At 44.2% G+C, this 17,428-nt stretch carries 17 protein-coding genes and 2 pseudogenes; 8 read left to right on the top strand and 11 right to left on the bottom strand.

The window, feature by feature from the left end:
- Window positions 1-62 precede the first annotated feature (62 nt).
- Complete coding sequence (locus tag E6W40_RS12235) at window positions 63-668, top strand: TetR/AcrR family transcriptional regulator (RefSeq protein ID WP_136605702.1); 606 nt, start codon at window positions 63-65, stop codon at window positions 666-668.
- A gap of 50 nt (window positions 669-718) precedes the next feature.
- Here E6W40_RS12235 and E6W40_RS12230 read toward each other — a convergent pair.
- Window positions 719-999 (bottom strand): annotated as a pseudogene (locus E6W40_RS12230) (cation efflux transmembrane domain-containing protein); the annotation flags it as partial.
- Between the two features lie 4 nt (window positions 1,000-1,003).
- On the opposite strand from E6W40_RS12230, the pseudogene E6W40_RS30065 reads away from it, so the two are divergent.
- Window positions 1,004-1,201: pseudogene (locus tag E6W40_RS30065) on the top strand (MFS transporter); the annotation flags it as partial.
- A 575-nt stretch (window positions 1,202-1,776) separates the two neighbouring features.
- Here the strand turns inward: E6W40_RS30065 and E6W40_RS12220 are convergent.
- A complete protein-coding gene (locus E6W40_RS12220; RefSeq protein WP_053493401.1) occupies window positions 1,777-2,049 on the bottom strand; it encodes a DUF2277 domain-containing protein in 273 nt (90 codons plus the stop codon).
- A 639-nt stretch (window positions 2,050-2,688) separates the two neighbouring features.
- Here E6W40_RS12220 and E6W40_RS12215 point away from each other — a divergent pair.
- Window positions 2,689-3,447, top strand: a complete 759-nt coding sequence (locus tag E6W40_RS12215) for an FG-GAP repeat domain-containing protein (RefSeq protein WP_246072978.1) — start codon at window positions 2,689-2,691, stop codon at window positions 3,445-3,447.
- Window positions 3,448-3,608: 161 nt separating this feature from the next.
- On the opposite strand, the gene E6W40_RS12210 is transcribed toward E6W40_RS12215, so the two are convergent.
- Window positions 3,609-3,848 carry a NifU family protein gene (locus E6W40_RS12210; RefSeq protein WP_136605701.1) on the bottom strand — a complete coding sequence of 80 codons (240 nt, stop codon included), beginning with the start codon at window positions 3,846-3,848 and terminating at the stop codon, window positions 3,609-3,611.
- Between the two features lie 123 nt (window positions 3,849-3,971).
- Window positions 3,972-4,982 carry a type I glyceraldehyde-3-phosphate dehydrogenase gene (gene gap, locus E6W40_RS12205; protein WP_136605700.1) on the bottom strand — a complete coding sequence of 337 codons (1,011 nt, stop codon included), beginning with the start codon at window positions 4,980-4,982 and terminating at the stop codon, window positions 3,972-3,974.
- Window positions 4,983-5,214: 232 nt separating this feature from the next.
- Between gap and E6W40_RS12200 the strand changes: the two genes are divergently transcribed.
- Window positions 5,215-5,820 carry a TetR/AcrR family transcriptional regulator gene (locus E6W40_RS12200; RefSeq protein WP_136605699.1) on the top strand — a complete coding sequence of 202 codons (606 nt, stop codon included), beginning with the start codon at window positions 5,215-5,217 and terminating at the stop codon, window positions 5,818-5,820.
- A 206-nt stretch (window positions 5,821-6,026) separates the two neighbouring features.
- On the opposite strand, the gene E6W40_RS12195 is transcribed toward E6W40_RS12200, so the two are convergent.
- The 7 genes from E6W40_RS12195 to E6W40_RS30360 form a co-directional block, all read right to left on the bottom strand.
- Window positions 6,027-6,761: a response regulator transcription factor gene (locus E6W40_RS12195; RefSeq protein ID WP_136605698.1), complete on the bottom strand. Its 735-nt coding sequence runs from the start codon at window positions 6,759-6,761 to the stop codon at window positions 6,027-6,029.
- A gap of 67 nt (window positions 6,762-6,828) precedes the next feature.
- The gene (gene cydC, locus E6W40_RS12190; RefSeq protein WP_136605697.1) at window positions 6,829-8,559 is read right to left on the bottom strand and encodes a thiol reductant ABC exporter subunit CydC; all 1,731 of its coding nucleotides are present in this window, start codon (window positions 8,557-8,559) and stop codon (window positions 6,829-6,831) included.
- Complete coding sequence (gene cydD / locus E6W40_RS12185; RefSeq protein ID WP_136605696.1) at window positions 8,556-10,331, bottom strand: thiol reductant ABC exporter subunit CydD; 1,776 nt, start codon at window positions 10,329-10,331, stop codon at window positions 8,556-8,558. Before cydD ends, cydC begins: the two co-directional genes overlap by 4 nt.
- A 68-nt stretch (window positions 10,332-10,399) precedes the next feature.
- A complete protein-coding gene (locus E6W40_RS12180; RefSeq protein ID WP_136605695.1) occupies window positions 10,400-11,416 on the bottom strand; it encodes a cytochrome d ubiquinol oxidase subunit II in 1,017 nt (338 codons plus the stop codon).
- Window positions 11,413-12,777 carry a cytochrome ubiquinol oxidase subunit I gene (locus E6W40_RS12175; protein WP_136605694.1) on the bottom strand — a complete coding sequence of 455 codons (1,365 nt, stop codon included), beginning with the start codon at window positions 12,775-12,777 and terminating at the stop codon, window positions 11,413-11,415. The genes E6W40_RS12180 and E6W40_RS12175 overlap by 4 nt, the downstream gene beginning before the upstream one ends.
- Before the next feature lie 441 nt (window positions 12,778-13,218).
- On the bottom strand, window positions 13,219-13,572 hold the full coding sequence (locus E6W40_RS30365) for a TetR family transcriptional regulator C-terminal domain-containing protein (RefSeq protein ID WP_425464920.1): 354 nt from the start codon (window positions 13,570-13,572) through the stop codon (window positions 13,219-13,221).
- Between the two features lie 33 nt (window positions 13,573-13,605).
- Window positions 13,606-13,818: a TetR family transcriptional regulator gene (locus E6W40_RS30360; RefSeq protein WP_342774694.1), complete on the bottom strand. Its 213-nt coding sequence runs from the start codon at window positions 13,816-13,818 to the stop codon at window positions 13,606-13,608.
- A 242-nt stretch (window positions 13,819-14,060) separates the two neighbouring features.
- Between E6W40_RS30360 and E6W40_RS12165 the strand changes: the two genes are divergently transcribed.
- The 4 genes from E6W40_RS12165 to E6W40_RS12150 all read left to right on the top strand — a co-directional run bounded on the left by E6W40_RS12165 (window position 14,061) and on the right by E6W40_RS12150 (window position 17,250).
- Window positions 14,061-14,771, top strand: coding sequence for a response regulator transcription factor (locus tag E6W40_RS12165; RefSeq protein WP_136605693.1), 711 nt, complete (start codon window positions 14,061-14,063; stop codon window positions 14,769-14,771).
- A gap of 434 nt (window positions 14,772-15,205) precedes the next feature.
- On the top strand, window positions 15,206-15,850 hold the full coding sequence (locus tag E6W40_RS12160; protein WP_246072977.1) for a DUF2306 domain-containing protein: 645 nt from the start codon (window positions 15,206-15,208) through the stop codon (window positions 15,848-15,850).
- Between the two features lie 144 nt (window positions 15,851-15,994).
- Entirely contained in the window at window positions 15,995-16,264 is a 270-nt protein-coding gene (locus E6W40_RS12155) for a hypothetical protein (protein ID WP_211147002.1), read from the top strand.
- A 5-nt stretch (window positions 16,265-16,269) separates the two neighbouring features.
- On the top strand, window positions 16,270-17,250 hold the full coding sequence (locus tag E6W40_RS12150) for an NAD-dependent epimerase/dehydratase family protein (RefSeq protein WP_136605692.1): 981 nt from the start codon (window positions 16,270-16,272) through the stop codon (window positions 17,248-17,250).
- Window positions 17,251-17,428 lie beyond the last annotated feature (178 nt).

Genomic DNA, 17,428 nt, shown 5'->3' with positions numbered 1-17,428 from the left:
GACAACTCATCAAACTTTGTCGTATAACAACTCAAAATAAAATTAGGAGGGTCTCAAAAAAAATGCACAAAAAGACCGACCTGAGAATACTGCGCACGAAACAATCCATTCGAAAGGCATTTTATGAGCTTATTCAGGAAAAGGGATATGAATCGATAACAATCCAGGATATTGCCGATCGGGCCATAATCAACCGAAACACTTTTTATCTTCACTATCAAAACAAGCCTGATTTATTGGAAACATGTATAAATGAATTGTTGAGCGAACTAAAGGATGCCGTAGTTCTTTGTCCCATTAGCATGAATCCCTTCAGCATTTCTATACTTGAAAGGGTCATGAAAACTGTGCTGGAATATATCTCGCGCAACAAGACCTTTTACTATGCCATGTTAATTGAAGAGAACAGAATCTATCAATTTCGAGCAAAAATAGAAAATATCATTAAAGATAAATTAAATGGGATGGGCGATCCTTCTCAGGGACAATCGCATTTAGCGATTTCCAAGGAATTGCTGCTCGAATATCTTGTATCGGCTTTCATGGGGGTTGTTAATTGGTGGATTAAAAACGATCAGCCTCTTTCTGTGGAAGAAGCTTCATCTCAGTTTAGTAGAATTGTTACCTATGGGCATTTGAAAGCTGCGGGCATTCTCATCGAGGAATAAAAGTAGCGAGGGGCTATCCTGCCCGCTAGCTTAATGAAATTTACATTGGCCGAAGTGACACCATAATGATCGGTCGATACGGACCATAGATGAAGCTCATGAACATCTTTGATCCATTCAAATGGTACGAATATCCTTACGGATGGCGTCCAGGTCGAAATTTGTATAGCACGGATTCCATCAGCACCAAGTAAGATTCGCGGATAATTTTAGTTCCGCCGATAAAAATGATTCCTCCGATGATCATGCTGATCAGCGGGTCTAGATTATGATATCCGGTAAAATAAATAAGGACGGCAGACAAAATAATACCTACAGAGCTCAACAGGTCGCACAAGCCTGTTCCTTTGATCAAGCAATTAGCTTTGTTAAGAAAACCTCAGGTTTTGGTTGCATTGGCGGTAACTTTTTTCTGGTTAGGTGGATATTCTCTCGCTTATACCTACATCTCCCCTTTTCTGCTAGAGGTGACTCATTTAAATGAATCGTTGATTAGCGCAGCCCTGCTCGTGTTCGGAATTGCTAGCTTGATTATGTGGTATTGAGGAAGATTTTACGTTAGCAGTAGTTGCTCAACTATCGGGGAACGTTAGTTTAATCTAATAGGCTGCAAATTTTAGACTTATTACCTATAAAATGAACTCTCCAGACATGGAGAGTTCTTACTTTTTTATCCGGGTGGTGTCAGCTACGCTGGTATTCCCTATTCTGGATGCCATCATAAGCAACAAACCGATTCCCACAGCGCAAAGTCTACATTTTCCGCTTGGCCCAAGAGCTATGATTATGCCTTTATAAACATAGGAAGAAGGACACTAAAGTAATCGGTGGCCTGATTGTCGGTGAATTCAAATGTCGTGTCCAGTTAGTTTGATGCTTATCTAATCGGTAATCGGACTATGTTCTTGCCCTTCGACTGGACAAGAACATAGTCCATCGTACCTCTTCCATAATATAAAAAGCCGCTTAATCAGCGACTTCTAATGTTACAATGTTTTTGTCACCGGACAATTAATTGATACCGATGATCAACGTATCAATTAATTGTCGATAATAATTTAAGCGCTCTTCTTTAAGGTACCTCTAATGCGATTCCATCTTTACCCGCTTAGGATTCCCCGAATCGCTTAGCGGATCGTGCCCGGGCCCGAGCGATCTCGACCTCTCGATTGCGGGGTTCGGCTTGAGTCACCAGAGAATCCAGCAGCTGCCGTGCAACGACGGTAAACTCTTGCACTGCTTGGTTAAACGCCGCTTCGTTCGCTTTGGAAGGACGGTTAAAGCCCGAGAGCTTCCTTACGAATTGCAGCGCTGCAGCCTGAATTTCTTCATCCGTCGCAGGCGGGTCGAAATTGAATAAGGTCTTGATATTTCGGCACATGGCATTTTAAACCCCTTTCTTGAAATGAACGCACTTTGTTGTATTCAGCATAACATAGTTTGTTCATTCAAGTAGTTCCTCAACCTCTCATATTAAAAAAAGAAGCCACGGATAACGCGGACTTTGTAAAGGAACGAACCAGAGTATAAAAAGTATACAACTAACTGCACTGATTAGGTTGCTAATACTTATTCGAATAAAGCAATAAAATATCCAGATAATAAACTTCCCTCCGGCAACTACCCATATAAGAAAGATCAGGTCTAACCTGCGCTCTTTGCTGTGCAGCATGATCCAAACCGCTGCCAAACCGAGTACGGGAATCTACTATCAGTCTCCTTTAACAGACCCCAACACAGTCCCTCTTCCGCCCTGAAGGAATCTGCAACATAGAATCTGCTAGAAAATTCGATATGTTATAGATTGATTTACAGAGAGCCGTATCATAAATATAATGCATTTGTTACACTATCCTGCGCGTTAGCTTAATAAAACGGGCAGCGCGACAAACATCTCGTCTTAACTTTAATTAATTTTCAGAATGGGTATTCTGATTCGTGGGCGAATGAACTGTCGACTAGGTACTCACCTACATATAGTAATCATTAAGGCATGAGTTTCGAATAAGGAGGGTTCCATATGTACGAATATTTATTTGCACCCATGTATGCGCACGAGATTGCTTCAAGAAGTATGGTCTTGTTAGATGCAAAAATAGGGGATGTCACTGGTGACGGTGTTAACGATTATGTGTATTTATATGGGAATAAGCCTGGTGAAGGGAATTTTGCTGTTCAAATAACCTTGATTATTCAAGATGGGCGCACGGCACAAATCACCCAAGTACCTTTGGCGAGTAATGCGGGGTACAATGCAAGATTGTTCCTAGGGGATTTTTCAGGGGATCGCATTTCGGATATTTTAGTCAGCATCGATTCAGGGGGTAGCGGTGGTTACGGTTTTTTTTATGTATTTTCCTTTAAAAATAATGCACTCCGCATGATGTTTGATTATGAGGCCTTCAACAAGGCGCATCCTTTCCAAGTACATTATCAGGATTACTACAAAGTTGGTGTGAGCAGCCCACAAATGGATGTGTTGTTCCTCATCGACATCAGCAATAAAGGTTCAGAATATCTAGCACAGTATTACAACCCGGATGGAAAATTAAAGCAGCCTACCAAAGGCGAGGTTTTGGCTCTGGGGAGCCTGTCACCGATCGTGTCCCATGAAAAAAACACGCGCTACGACTTGATTGCGACGCAGCGTATTATAGGACCTACAAATGCAGATACCCTCGGCTATGTGGTGAACCATTTGACATGGAAGGGAACGTATTTCGACACAGCCAGATTAACGGTCACCATCTTAGGATCAACGTTGATTAGCTTGTACTGATTCGTGGCTTTCCTTCATGACATTCGGCAGATCCAAGACTATTAAAGTGGATAAAATAGAATAAGCGGGGACCATTGTCCCCGCCCTCCATATTGAAAGAGCTATCGTTGGCCTTTACTTTAGGACAAATATCTTGTAACACGCGCATGGAAAGAGGCTTTCTAGAAGACTTGAGCGACTTCATGAATGCCATCCACTTCTTCAAAAATGGCACTTTCAATGCCAGCCTTCAATGTGATCGTTGCACTAGCACAGCCGTTGCACGCTCCCAAGAATTTTAATTTAGCCACTCCGTCCTTGACCTCAACCAATTCGGCATCTCCGCCATCGCGCATTAAAAAAGGACGTAGTCTTCTCAATACATCATCTACCTCTTCGAACAATTCCTCAGAATCTCTCATTTCATGACTCCTTTCTATTGCCAATACAGTCAATGACGTGTACAGCTATAAGATTAACAGGATATTCGGAAATCCCCTGCTCTTTGACGCTTGCAGCTAGAATCAAGAAGAATTGCAGCGATGTTACTCAGCGATTTTTGAGAAATATTCTAATGTTCTAACCAGTTGCGCGGTGTAAGACATTTCATTATCGTACCAGGCTACAGTTTTCACCAGTTGCTGGTCGCCAACTGTTAGAACTTTTGTTTGAGTGGCATCAAAAAGAGACCCGAATGTCATTCCCTTCACATCGGAAGAGACGATTTGGTCTTCCGTATATCCATACGTTTCTGGATCAGATGCTTCTTTCATAGCGGCGTTCACTTCATCAACTGTTACTGTGGTGTTCAATACGGCTACGAGTTCCGTTACGGAGCCTGTTGGCACAGGCACACGTTGAGAGGCGCCATCAAGTTTGCCCTTCAGTTCAGGAAGAACGAGGCCAATGGCTTTTGCTGCACCGGTGGAGTAAGGAACAATGTTCTCTGCAGCAGCCCGTGCTGCGCGGAAGTCTCCTTTTGAATCTGGCGCATCAAGGGTATTCTGGTTGCCTGTATAGGCGTGAACGGTTGTCATCAACCCGGATTGAATGCCGAATTTATCGTTCAGTGCTTTAGCCATGGGAGCCAGACAGTTCGTTGTGCAGGAAGCACCGGAAATGACGGTTTCCGATCCGTCTAGTGTTTCATGGTTTACGTTGTACACGATGGTCTTCATGTCGCCTGTTGCCGGAGCGGAAATAACGACTTTCTTTGCTCCGCCTTTCAGGTGAAGCTCGGCTTTTTCTTTGGTGGTAAAGAAACCTGTACATTCGAGTACGATATCTACGCCAAGCTCGCCCCAAGGAATTTCTTCAGGGTTACGGTTAGCCAGCACTTTAATTTCTTGACCGTTAACAGTAAAGGCTCCATCATGAACTTTGATGTCACCATGGAAAGTGCCTTGTGTTGTATCATATTTGAGCAGATGAGCCAGCATTTTTGCGTCAGTTAGATCGTTTATCGCTACAACCTCGATATTTTCCACCTCTTGAATCCGACGGAATGCGAGTCTTCCAATTCGCCCAAAACCATTAATGCCTACTTTTACACTCATTGAATGATCCTCCTAGTTTCGTTCGAAATCCATTCCACATTAGTTTGTTCAATAGAACTTAAAGGTAAGCACTGAGCCGAAGCCAGACAAGTTTGCCTTTGGAATGGTTTTGCTTTAAAATAAAAGATACCGATCGGTACCTTTATTATATCAGGATTTAAAACATTGGCAAGGCTTCGGTTTTAAAATTTGATATAATGTTAAATTAGAATAAGATCATTCGGAGGAACACATGAAAAAAGGAGATCGAACAAGAGAGCATATTATTATGAAATCGGCAGCAATATTTAATCAAAGAGGTTATGCCGGTACATCGTTAAACGATATTATTGCCGACACCGGAATTAAGAAAGGGGGCATCTATCGACATTTTACAAGTAAAGATGAGATTGCGCTTGAAGCCTACAATTACGCTGCCAGTATGGTTAGCGGGAAATTTGCTGAGGCGGTCGACCTAGAGCTGTCTGCGTCAGGGCGGTTACTTGCATTTTTTCGTGTGTATAAAGATGTTGTTGATAATCCACCCTTTATTGGCGGATGCCCCATGCAGAATACAGCAGTAGAAAGTGATGATACTCATACGGAGCTTCGTGATCGGGCAAGGCAAGGGCTGCATACCTATTTGGATATGATGAAGAGTATAATTCTTGACGGGATGAATAGTGGGGAGTTTAAGGAAGATTTGGATGCGGATGCACTTGCTTCATTTGCCGTTTCCTTGCTCGAAGGAGGCATTTTGCTCAGCAAATTGGATGGGGATAATAAGCATATGCAAATGAATACAGCATGCTTTGCGTCCTATTTGCAGGATTGTTGTGTAAAAGTGATAGCCCCCTAATCATGAAACGAGACCTGTTCCACATGCCACGCCTCTCCATACCCTCTTCTAATCCATATTATAAATGAAAACCCGCTTCCTTACTGAGGGAGCAGGTTCATTTTCATTGTTGTTTGGAATGGAATTCCGCTGCGTCAGTTGGATACCAATCACTTCGGATTGGTGCCTCATTCGTCCATTTTTAATGTAATTTTGGTTTCCCAAAATTAAAGTTTATGGAACATATATCCACGTCCCCATAATGTCTGAATGCATTCTTTTCCTTCCGGATAATAGGAGAATAGCTTCTCACGCAGGCGTTTAATGTGGGCATCTACTGTACGCTGTTCGTAAATCTCTCTGTGCGATGACTTCCAAACTTCTGTAAGCAATATTTCACGAGAATATACTGTTTCTTGATGTGTGATCAGGAAATAGAGCAGATCATATTCTTTCGGAGTCAGATGGACATCATTTTGTTTCACCATAACACGGCGTGCTGAAGGATAAAGTACAATTTCACCAATCATGATAGCGTTATTTAGCAAATTATCGGTTTCAGAAACATAGGAACTGGGAGAATATACACGGGTTATCATGTTTTGTATACGCAGCACAATTTCCCTTGGGCTAAATGGCTTGATGACGTAATCGTCTGCTCCGGCTTCAAAACCTTCAATGCGGTCCCTTTCTTCCGATCGCCCAGATAACATCAGAATCGGAATATCAGGTTGTGTCTGTTTCATACACTTGCAAACCTCAATCCCATTCAAGTCAGGCAGTAACCAATCCAGCACGATCAAATCATAATTTTCGTGGTTCTCACCATATCTTTGGATGGCTTGTGTACCACTCGGTGCTTCTTCGACGATGAATCCCTCTAACTCCAAATACATTCGTAGGATGGTACGAATGCGTGTCTCGTCATCAACTAGTAAAACTCTTCTATGGTTTGTCATCATTTTCAATCGCCCTCCTACGGCCTGAGTGAACCGAACCAACCAATTAGCTTACAGGAGCTCAAGCGTTTTAAACTCCAGATTCACCAATCATCTGTAGTTCAATCTGTTTTAACTTATAAAAGTATCCCTTCTGTTCCATCAATTCCGTAAATGAGCCGATCTCCACAATTTCGCCCTGCTCCATGACGACAATCTGATCCATCCTCTCTAGACCGGTGAGGCGATGACAAATGAGAAGAAGTGTATCTCCGCTAGCTTGCTCGTACAATTGCTTTAGAACGCGTTGCTCGGTTACATAGTCCAGAGAAGACGTTGGTTCGTCCAGCAACCAAAGTAGTCCTTTGCGTAGCATGGCTCGTGCTAAGGCAAGACGCTGTTTTTCTCCATCGGATAAGTTTTCACCTTTCTCATAGACCTCCTGGTTTAGCGAAACATTTGGTAATTGGGCTTTAGCAAGTACCTCCATTAGCTCCTCGTCAAAATGTTCATCTGCATCTTCCAACAGATTTTCACGAAGCGTCCCTTTGAAAAAATGACTTTGTTGCAATACTACATTTGTCAATTCCCAGATGTTTGCCTCCTCCAATTCGTTAATCAAGACTTTGTTTATGCGTATATTCCCCGATGTTGTTGTTCGCAGTTTGAGCAACAACTCGATTAACGTAGATTTTCCTGACCCGCTCGGCCCAACAATCGCTGTTTTAGAACCTGCAGCAAGATGTAGTGAGAAATTCATTAGTGCTGGCCTCCACTCCCCCTCGTATTGATAAGTAGCGTTGCTTATTTCAATGGATACAGGTAAATCAGTTGGTAAAGACTCAGACTTACTTAATCGCAATGTTGTCGCTTGAGATGGTATTGTTTCCGTCAGCCGATGGGCTGCATGTTCGCTATCTTGCTTATATGCAGGTAATACAGCCAAAGCAGCTGATTCTTCGAAAACGGTTTGCGTGGCCATAACCAGCATGGCAAGAAATACGCCAGCAAGTCTTCCGTCCATAATCAAATAGGCACTGAGCGTCAGCACACCCCAAGCCATAAAAAATGTAACAAAAACATGCATGGATTGTCCCAGTAACAATTGTTTAGCAGCTCGTTGCTGTTCAGCTGCCAATGAAGCTGAATAGTGCTGAAGTTGCTCCTCACGCTGTGCCAACTGCCCATAAATCTTTAAATCCCGAAATCCATACAGTGTTTCTGTGATTTCCGTGGACAGTTTCGATCGCTGCTCACGGACACGCTCATGTATTTTTCGTTGTCCCAACAGAACAATTCCAGGCACGACCAGTGAAGTCATCAACATTCCCAATACCAGTAAACCAGCAATCCAGAAGGAATAGGAAGCTGTAAAAAGTACCGTTGCCAAAAACACCATAATGACAACAAGCGGCGGATATGCAACGCGCAGAAAGTAGTTTTGTAAACTTTCTACATCTCCAACGATCCGTGCAAGTAGGTCCCCACTTCGATTTTTATTGAGTATTCCGGGTGTCAAAGGGATGAGCTTAGAGAAAAAGGAAGTTCGTAAACGGCTGAGAATGGAGAACGTCGCCCGGTGGGTATACAATCGTTCTCCATAACGGCTCGAGGACCGGAGAAAACCAAGAAATTTCACAAGAGATGTAAGGATAATCAATGTATAGAGCGGTGGCGCAAATACCGTTTGAGCAATCAGATACCCACTTGCGGAAAAGAGAGCTACACCGGCTATTCCAGCAATAAACCCTCCTAGTATCGAAAAGATAATATCCTTCCGCTCCTGAAACATCGCTTTTGACAACATAGCCAGCTCACTCATGCTAATCCTCCTTTTTGTTGAACAGCGACCATTTCAGCATATTGGGGCAATCGTTTCAGAAGTTCCTCGTGACACCCTGAATCCACGATCGATCCATGGTCTACAAACAAAATGTTGGTGGCATGTTGAATCGTATATAAACGATGTGCCACAGTAATCATGGTAGACGTTTTCGACAAAGTGGAAATGGAACGTTGTAGTATGCTTTCGGTGTGCAAATCGAGCCCTACTGTAGGCTCATCGAACAATATGATGGCCGGTCGTTTCAAAAATGCGCGTGCCAAGGCCAGACGTTGCTTTTCACCACCAGATAGTCCACGTCCGCCCTCGCCAACGAATGTATCAAACCCCTTATCCAATTGTGCTGCAACCGCTGTAAGTCCGGCTTCCTCTGCCGCTTTCTCGATTTCTGCCCTAGAAACGTCTCTCCCTGCACCGATCGCAATATTTTCTGCGAATGTACCTGCAAAAATGTGAGGGTGTTGTGTGATGTAGCTAACATGTTTAAACCATACTTCTTCATTATCTTGAGAGAGCGGGTTTCCATTAACCAGAATGATCCCCGAATCCGGTTTCAGCAAACCGGCAATAAGATGAAGCAGTGTCGTTTTACCGGCTCCACTCTTACCAACAATGGCAATGTTGTCCCCCGGTTTAAGAAACACACTTCCCGAGTGGAATTCAAATGAATCAGGAGCATACTGAAATCGTACATTTTTCAGTTCTATCGAAGGGGGTACTGGAAGTGGTATTGCATGGGATATTTGAACATTTGGCATCTGATCGTTTCCATCCCTTACATGCGCTTCTACCCTATTCTTCTCAAGCATACTCTCAACCTTACGGATCGCTCCCATGCTTGTTCGCCCGCTATGAAAAGCGGTGCCTGTATTTTTTAAGAGATTATAAAATTCTGGAACGAGTAACAGAACGAGTAAAGCAGTGTGAAACGCCATTGATTTGTAAACAACCAACTGAATGGCCAACTCAAGGGCGACAACACCGATACTAAGCATCACAATGGATTCCAACATGAACGTATTCATGAATGCGATTTTCAAAATATCCATGGTTGTATCACGGTAGTTGAGACTACTGCGCTCTATCTCCTGTTGCTGACGCTGAGTTCGCCCGAATATTTTCAATGTAACCAACCCTTGAAGCGAATCCAGAAACGTACCGGAAAAGTGGGCCAGCTGTGCATATTTTTCTTCCGATTTATTTTTCGTCTTTAGCCCCACCAAGATCATGAATATTGGAATAAACGGAGCCGTAAAGATCATGATCCAACCTGAATTGGCATGTTGAGTGAATGTAACGATCAGGACCAAAATAGGAATTATCATCGCTTCCACCATTTTCGGGATGTACTGACTGAAATAACTATCCGCCTCGTCTACGGCATCCAATGCTACGCTAACCCTCTCTCCCGTCTGTCCCTGAAGACTTAAACCCATGGAAACACGGGTCAAGTTGTGCAAAACAGATTCTCGCATGTTGGTCTTTGCAGTGGCAGCCATATGGAGACCAATTCTCCCATTAACAAATGATAACAACGTACGTAAAGCCATAATCGCCAAAAGCATGCCAAGGATCATAGCCACGGATGAGAAAGAGGCTTTTTCCACGAAGATACGCTGGATGGCTTCTGCAAGCAATGCAGCCTGACCAACAATGGCTGTACCAAGTGCAAAGGATATGATGCCAAGAAGAACAAGATATTTTCGTTGTGCAGACATGTGTTGAGCAATGAGGTTCTTACTTCTCTTCACGTAAAAACTCTCCTCCTTCCGGAAAGTGGCTTTGTGGGAAATATTACTGTAAGAAACAATGTACTATTCTATTTGTTTCCTTTCACATAATCCGCATCAAACAGAAAAAGCCTGAAGACCAAGATCAATGAAGGAACTAAGAGACACATACCACCGATAAACGCCACAACCAGTGCGAATCCCATAGACGAAGAGGTGACACTACTTTGAATGGTGATGTATGGATCAAGAATGTAAGGATATTGTCCAATGCCGTAAGCAAAAAAAGCACTGAAGAATTGCAGCATGATGCATATAAACGCCATCCCGTAACGACCTCCTCGATATAATAACCACATGGCAATCATGAAAAAGGCAACGGAGAGCGCGAGTAGCCACCATAAATCCATCATATTTTGGAAATGCCGCTCATTGTGTTGACCCAAAAAAATAAAAGCTGTCAGTGCGATAACGATTGTAGGCGTGCTCCAAAAAAGCGCATAGGTTCGCATCAATTTCAATGCAGCATGATCTTCAGCACGCGAAGCGTAAAAAGCCAGAAAAGCAGCGCTAATGAATAAAACAGATACGATGGCCAGTCCAACGATGCTCCAAGACAGTGGACTGCTCAAGAGTGCCCAGTAATCCAACGAGGCCGTCTCTCCTTGTTTCAAGATAAACCCGCCTTCGGATAATGTCAGCGCCACTGACAATGAAGCAGGAATAAGCACTCCGGTTGCTCCATACAGAAACAGATAAACCATATTATTTTTGGAGCCATAATTTTCAAATGCATAGAATGAGCCGCGTATAGCGAGCAAAATGACCGCAAGACTTCCTGGGACAAGCATGGCTGATCCATAATAATAGGAGGTTTCTGGGAAAAAGCCGATCATGCCAATGTAGAAAAAAACGAAAAATACATTCGTGATTTCCCAAACTGGCGATAAGTAACGAGAAATCAGTTTATTGATTACAGGGTCCTGTTTGGTTAAACGAGCATAAAAGGCAAAGAAACCTGCGCCAAAATCAATGGAAGCGATGATGATATATCCGTACAAAAACAACCAGAGCACTGAAATTCCAATCAATTCGTAATTCATCATGTGTGCTCACCCTTCCATGTTGATTTGTCGCTTGCATGCTGCGTCCACGTCTCCATCTCAACTTCCGCCGGATTATTATTGAACATGCGACGAAGCACAAGAACACTAACGGTTCCCAATACAATGTATAGTAGAAGGAAAAAGAAAAAAAGGATCCTGACGCTTGGGGATGTCGTAGCCGCTTCCTCTACACGCATATATCCTCGGATAATCCAAGGTTGCCTGCCGAGTTCTGCGTAAAACCACCCCAGTTCAACTCCTAAAAAAGCAAGCGGTGCTCCTAATGCAATCATTCGCAGCATCCACTTGTTGAGTTCGTTACGCTTTTTCCAAAGTACAAATAGGAAATACAGAAAGGAAATGCCTAATAATACAAATCCAATCATTGCCATTAAATCGAAAAAGTAATGAACCACGAGTGACGGTTGTTCGTCGATAGGAAACTCATTAAGACCCGTTACTTCTGCATTGAAATCTCCAAAAGCCAAGAAACTCAGAAATTTGGGAAGGTGGAGTGCTCCTATAATTTCATGCTCAACATTAAGCCACCCTAAAAAAATCAAATCTGCGCCGCTTTCAGTTTCAAAATGCCATTCGGCTGCTGCGAGTTTTTCAGGTTGATGTTCGGCCAAAAACTTAGCGGATACGTCACCGGCTAATGTGTTTACTAAACTGAACACCAAAACGACAGCCATCATCAGCTTTAAGGCTTTTTTGTGGTATGCTGAAACCCCTTTTCGAAGTATTGCAAATGCTGCAACACCTGCCAGCAGAGCAGCTCCTGTTAAATAAGCCGAACTTAATACATGAAACACCTTGGAGAATGTTGCCGTATTCAGCATTGCTTGAACGGGGTCAACGGCTGTGAATTGTCCTCCTTCAAGCGTAAATCCCCCCGGTTGATTCATAAATCCGTTTACCGTCGTGATAAAAACGGCAGACATCCCTGCACCGACGACGACAGGAATCGTTAGTAACCAATGCATCATCGGGTTTTTAAACCGTTCCCACGTGTACAGGTAAATGCCTAGGAAAATGGCTTCAAAAAAGAAGGCGAACACTTCCATAAACAATGGAAGCGCAATGACATTTCCCGCAAGTTTCATGAAATTGGGCCATACCAAGGAGAGTTGTAACGAAATTGCTGTTCCTGTGACTACGCCTACTGCAACAGAGATAATGAACCCTCGTGACCACCTCTTTGCCATTAGAATATAGTGAAGATCTTTCTTACGAATACCGATAAACTCGGCGAGTGAAATCATTAACGGGATCCCCACGCCAAGTGTCGCGAAAATAGCGTGAAATCCTAGCGTCATTCCAGTTACCAATTTACTCCATAGTACCGTATCGATTCCCATATTTACTTCCTCCCTCCAACGCTGTTCCTGTCTATAAAATGAAGAATTAATACATCAGGTTTAGACGTAAAATTTTACGACCTTCGGGGGCTAACATATGCTCAGCTCCTTCATGAATAAATAGAGAACTTTTTCACATAGTAAGTTGACATTTCCCCAAATTTGTGAGAAATGCAGTTGAAATATTACAAAACCTGATATTTATAATTTATTATATATTCGACGGTTAGCCTTGCAATCGTGGTCACGCCTTCTCCTCTAAACGTTCAAGTAAAGATCAATTCTTTCTTACAACTCCGTGAAAAATATAAAAACCACCCGTTCGGGCTATTGCATAAGACAGCTTATACTGAAAAGAGACGATCCATCGAAAGTCTAGACTCTGAGCTTGAGTTGTCATCGATGATGCCCAGCTCCATTCCGATGTGCCAGTACACCAGATTAACTGGTCTTTAAGCAGCATTGCTGCAAATAGGATGAGAAGATTTTTTTATTCATTAGCATGTGCTTGTTATCCCCATCCAACTTGCTGAGTAAAATCCCTCCTTCGAGCAAGGAAAATGCAAATGATGCTAGCGCATCCACATCCAGATCCTCCCTAAACTCCCCAGCTTGAATGCCGTCACGAATAATACTTTTCATCATATCCAAGAAGGTATGCATCCCTTGCCTTGCCTGGCCACAAAGCTCCAAATGAGTGTCGTCACTTTCTACAGCTGTATTCTGCATGGGGCATCCGCCAATAAAGGGTGGATCGTTGACGACATTCTCATATACACGAAAAAAAGCAACCAACTTTCCTGACGCAGACTGCTCTTGATCGACCGCTCAAGAAAATTTACTGGAGACCATACGGGCAGCATAATTGTAGGCTTCAAGCGCTATCTCGTCTTTACTGGCAAAATGTCGATAGATGCCCCCCTTCTTAATTCCTGTGTCGGCAATAATATCGTTTAACGATGTACCGGCATATCCTCTCTGGTTAAAAATTTCAGCCGATTTCATAATAATGTGCTCTCTTGTTCGATCTCCTTTTTTCATGTGTTCCTCCGAATGAACCTCTTTATTTCATTTGTTTTAAACAAATTATCCAATTCGACCTTGCAATTCACTCATATCATGATAATATAAAAAATACCGATCGGTCTCTTTCGCATTATACAGTAAGCCATTCTAGAATGAAATAGCGCTGGGTCATTTTTATTTCATCACAGGCATTCGCTTAAAACTTATAGGGAATTTTTCAATGACTGAGACGCAAGGACAAGGAAGTGATTATATATTTGTTAAAATACGGAACCAAAATTCTCATTGTTGCTCGTGATAGACACATTCAAATGCTTCTTAAATCAAATCTTGCGAAGGAAGGCTGCATGGTTGATCAAGCATATGATGGTAAATCATCATTTCTTAAAACACGACAATTCGACTATAGTCTCGTTTTATTGGATGCAGCAATTCCTTATCAGGATGGACTCACTCTTTGCTCTAAGATCAAGAAAGATAACGAGGTGCCGGTTATCGTGTTGACTCATAACAAACATCAGATGCTGGAGAGTTTTCAAGCTGGCGCTGATGATTGTGTACTTAAACCGTTCAGTTCCACAGAGTTGATTCTTCGTATCCAAGCGATCATTAAACGCTACACGCCTAGGAGATCTAACGATTCAATGATTAGTAACAGGGAATTTATTAAACTTTCTCATCTGATCATTGAGCCTTCTGCCCATCGAATTCTAGCGGACCATAAACCTGTTCATTTTTCGTTGAAGGAATATGAGTTGCTATTATACATGGCTAGCAATCCTAATGTTGTACTAACGAAAGAGCATTTATTTCATGTGGTTTGGAAGCAGGAGCAACCCAAAAACTACCGTAGGATTGATACGCATATACAAAGAATTCGAGATAAATTGTCCAAAGCGTCTACAGTTTCACGTAACATGATTCAAACCATATGGGGAATCGGATACATTCTTCGAGACCCCGTGTAATAACAACTAGTGAGAAGGGTAATCGAAATGCTGTATTGGTTTATCTTGGGAGGATTATTTGTATGCGGTAGCGCCTACGTCATGTTAAATGGTGCTAAGCGTGTACGAGAGGATAATGAAATTCAAAAAAGGAAAGCCATTCATTGGACAAGTCACAACAACCAGAGGGGCTGAAGTGAGATGAGTTATCTTTTTGTGACAATTCTACCACCGATTTCGATATACGAATATCGTATTGTTAAGTGTGCAAGCAAGAAAAGCTTTCGTCCAAAATACCATGTAAAGGAGCTTCGCCATGACGATTAATCACACTCTCTTGTTCTCTCTTAATTACTGGTTCTTAGTTTCGCTATTCACATTCGCCGTTTTCCGTTTCACCCGGTTACGCAGTGGACGCGATCCGCGCCGAACGTCCGGTAAAGCGCCGCAGCCTGATGAACGCTAAAACGGCTTTCCGTCTCCTGATCACTGTTTCCGCAGCCTTTATTTTCTGGATGCTCTTGAATCGCTTCGCGGTGGATCCGGATGCGACGGATTTCTTGAGCCACAAGACCAATCTCACCCGTTCGATTAACTTACCGGTCTGGCTGACTATGCTGAACGTTCATGTCGTCTTCGCCTGCCTCGCATTCGTTGCGGGCGCCATAAACTTTGCTAGTGCCAAGTTCCGAAAGTACCGGAAGTTGCATTGTATCCTCGGCTACGTCTATATCGTCGCCGTGCTGGTCGTATGTTTAACATCAGGCTATATGGCTCCTTTTGCGACCGGAGGCAAGATCGTCAGTATAGCCTTCAATCTGTTAAACATCCTCTGGATATTCATAACAGTGTCAGCATACTTTCAGATTCGACAAGGACGGATTGAAAATCACCGCCGCTGGATGATCCGCAGTTACGCGTTCTGCTTCACGAACCAGATGATACATACGCTTATGCTGCTTTTCATCGACGTGCTGGGAATGAGCTTTGAAGTCGGATATACGACGAGCGTTGTCGGATCGATCGTCTTTCTCTTCTTGGCGGCTGAATGGATCATTCGTAGACTGCAGGTCGGCGGGGGGCCGGTGCCGTTTCAGTGAAAGTCTGCATCCACCGCTTCTCGTTGCGAACGATGAAAGTAATTCCATATATAGGGTATTCGCAAAAATTTTTAAACTAATGGCGCTGTGCGAAGGCTGGGACGATTACGTGCGGCAGCTCGTCCACGGCTCTACGCAGCGATAATGAGCCGCATTCTCGACGGCGCTGAAATTCCCGCCGCCGAGCAGGCCTTTGCGCTCCTGATACAACGCATCGCGGCTATCGCCGCCGAGGGACGGCTCGCGCTGACGGTCGAGGTGGCTGCCAACTCATGTGGGCGTCTGCGAATGCTGCATCCCTACGTTCACTTCACAGCTCGGCTACGCAAGGTGGAACCACCCTCTTCTGCGGTTCTTGAGCAAATACGCAGCGGCGCCATGCAGTCTATCCTGAATTCCGAACCGAAAGGATGATCACAATGAAAATTCTCGTCACGGGAGGCACCGGCCTGCTCGGCGGCCGCCTGATCCCGAAGCTCGTGGAGGATAGTCACCAGATTTTCGCCCTCACACGCTCCGTATCATCTCACGCCAAACTCAAGGCCATGGGTGCGACGCCGATCAATGCCGATCTCGAAAGCAGCACGCCATTCGTGTTACCGGTGATCGATGCGGTTGTGCATGCGGCCGCCCTTTTCCGCTTTTCAGGGCCTCGCGAACCCTTCTTCCGTACCAACGTCGATGGCACCGCAGCCCTGCTGAAGGCAGCCGAGTCCGCCTGTGCGAAGACATTCGTCTACATAAGCGCGGCGGGGATCCACATGGATAACGGCGGTACGCTCATCCGCGACGCCGAAGAAAGCGCGCCGACTTTCCCGAACCACTTCTCCGCCTACCTGGCGAGCAAGGCACGGGCCGATTCATTGGTTCTGGCAGCCAACAAACCCGGCTTTCGCACGATCGCGCTTCGCCCACCGGCTATCTGGGGGCCTGGTGATCCGTTTAGCCGAGCGCTTCCCGATGCAGTCAGATCTGGGCAGTTCGCGTTCATCGACCGCGGCGATTACCCTTTTTCAACCTGCCATGTGGACAACGTGGTTGAAGCCATACAATGCGCTCTTGAACGCGGAGAAGGCGGCCATGCCTTCTTCATCAAAGACCAGGAAAGGCAGACTTTCCGTGAGTTCGTCACCTCGCTTGCGAACTTGCAGGGCCTGTCCATCGATAAGTTGCGTTCGATGCCCTACTGGCTCGCCTCTGCCATTGGCCGGCTGTTCGACACTATCTGGGCCGTCACGCGGAAAGACGGCGATCCGCCGATCTCACACTCGATGATACGCATGATTGGGCGTGAGTTCACCGTCAACGATGCCGCTGCACGTCGAGAGTTGGGCTATGTCGGAAGAACTTTGCGCGACGCCGGCTTGCAAAGCTATGAGGAACCACTTGCTCGACGATAGGGCTTTAGAGGGCCCCAGATGGACTTTTCTTCTTTTTATTTCTTGTTGATGATGAATTTTCATAATTTCTAGTAGATTTGTTACAAAGAACTACACCCACTGATTTATTTCTTAGTCAGTGGGTTTTTAGCATTCATTCATGCAGCATCGTCTCACGTTAGTTCATTGCAACTAAGTG

This window comes from Paenibacillus dokdonensis (assembly GCF_004916975.1).
Taxonomy (GTDB): Bacteria; Bacillota; Bacilli; order Paenibacillales; family Paenibacillaceae; genus Paenibacillus_AQ; species Paenibacillus_AQ dokdonensis.
Note: the sequence above shows the minus strand (reverse complement) of the source record. Positions and strands in the feature narration are given on the sequence as shown.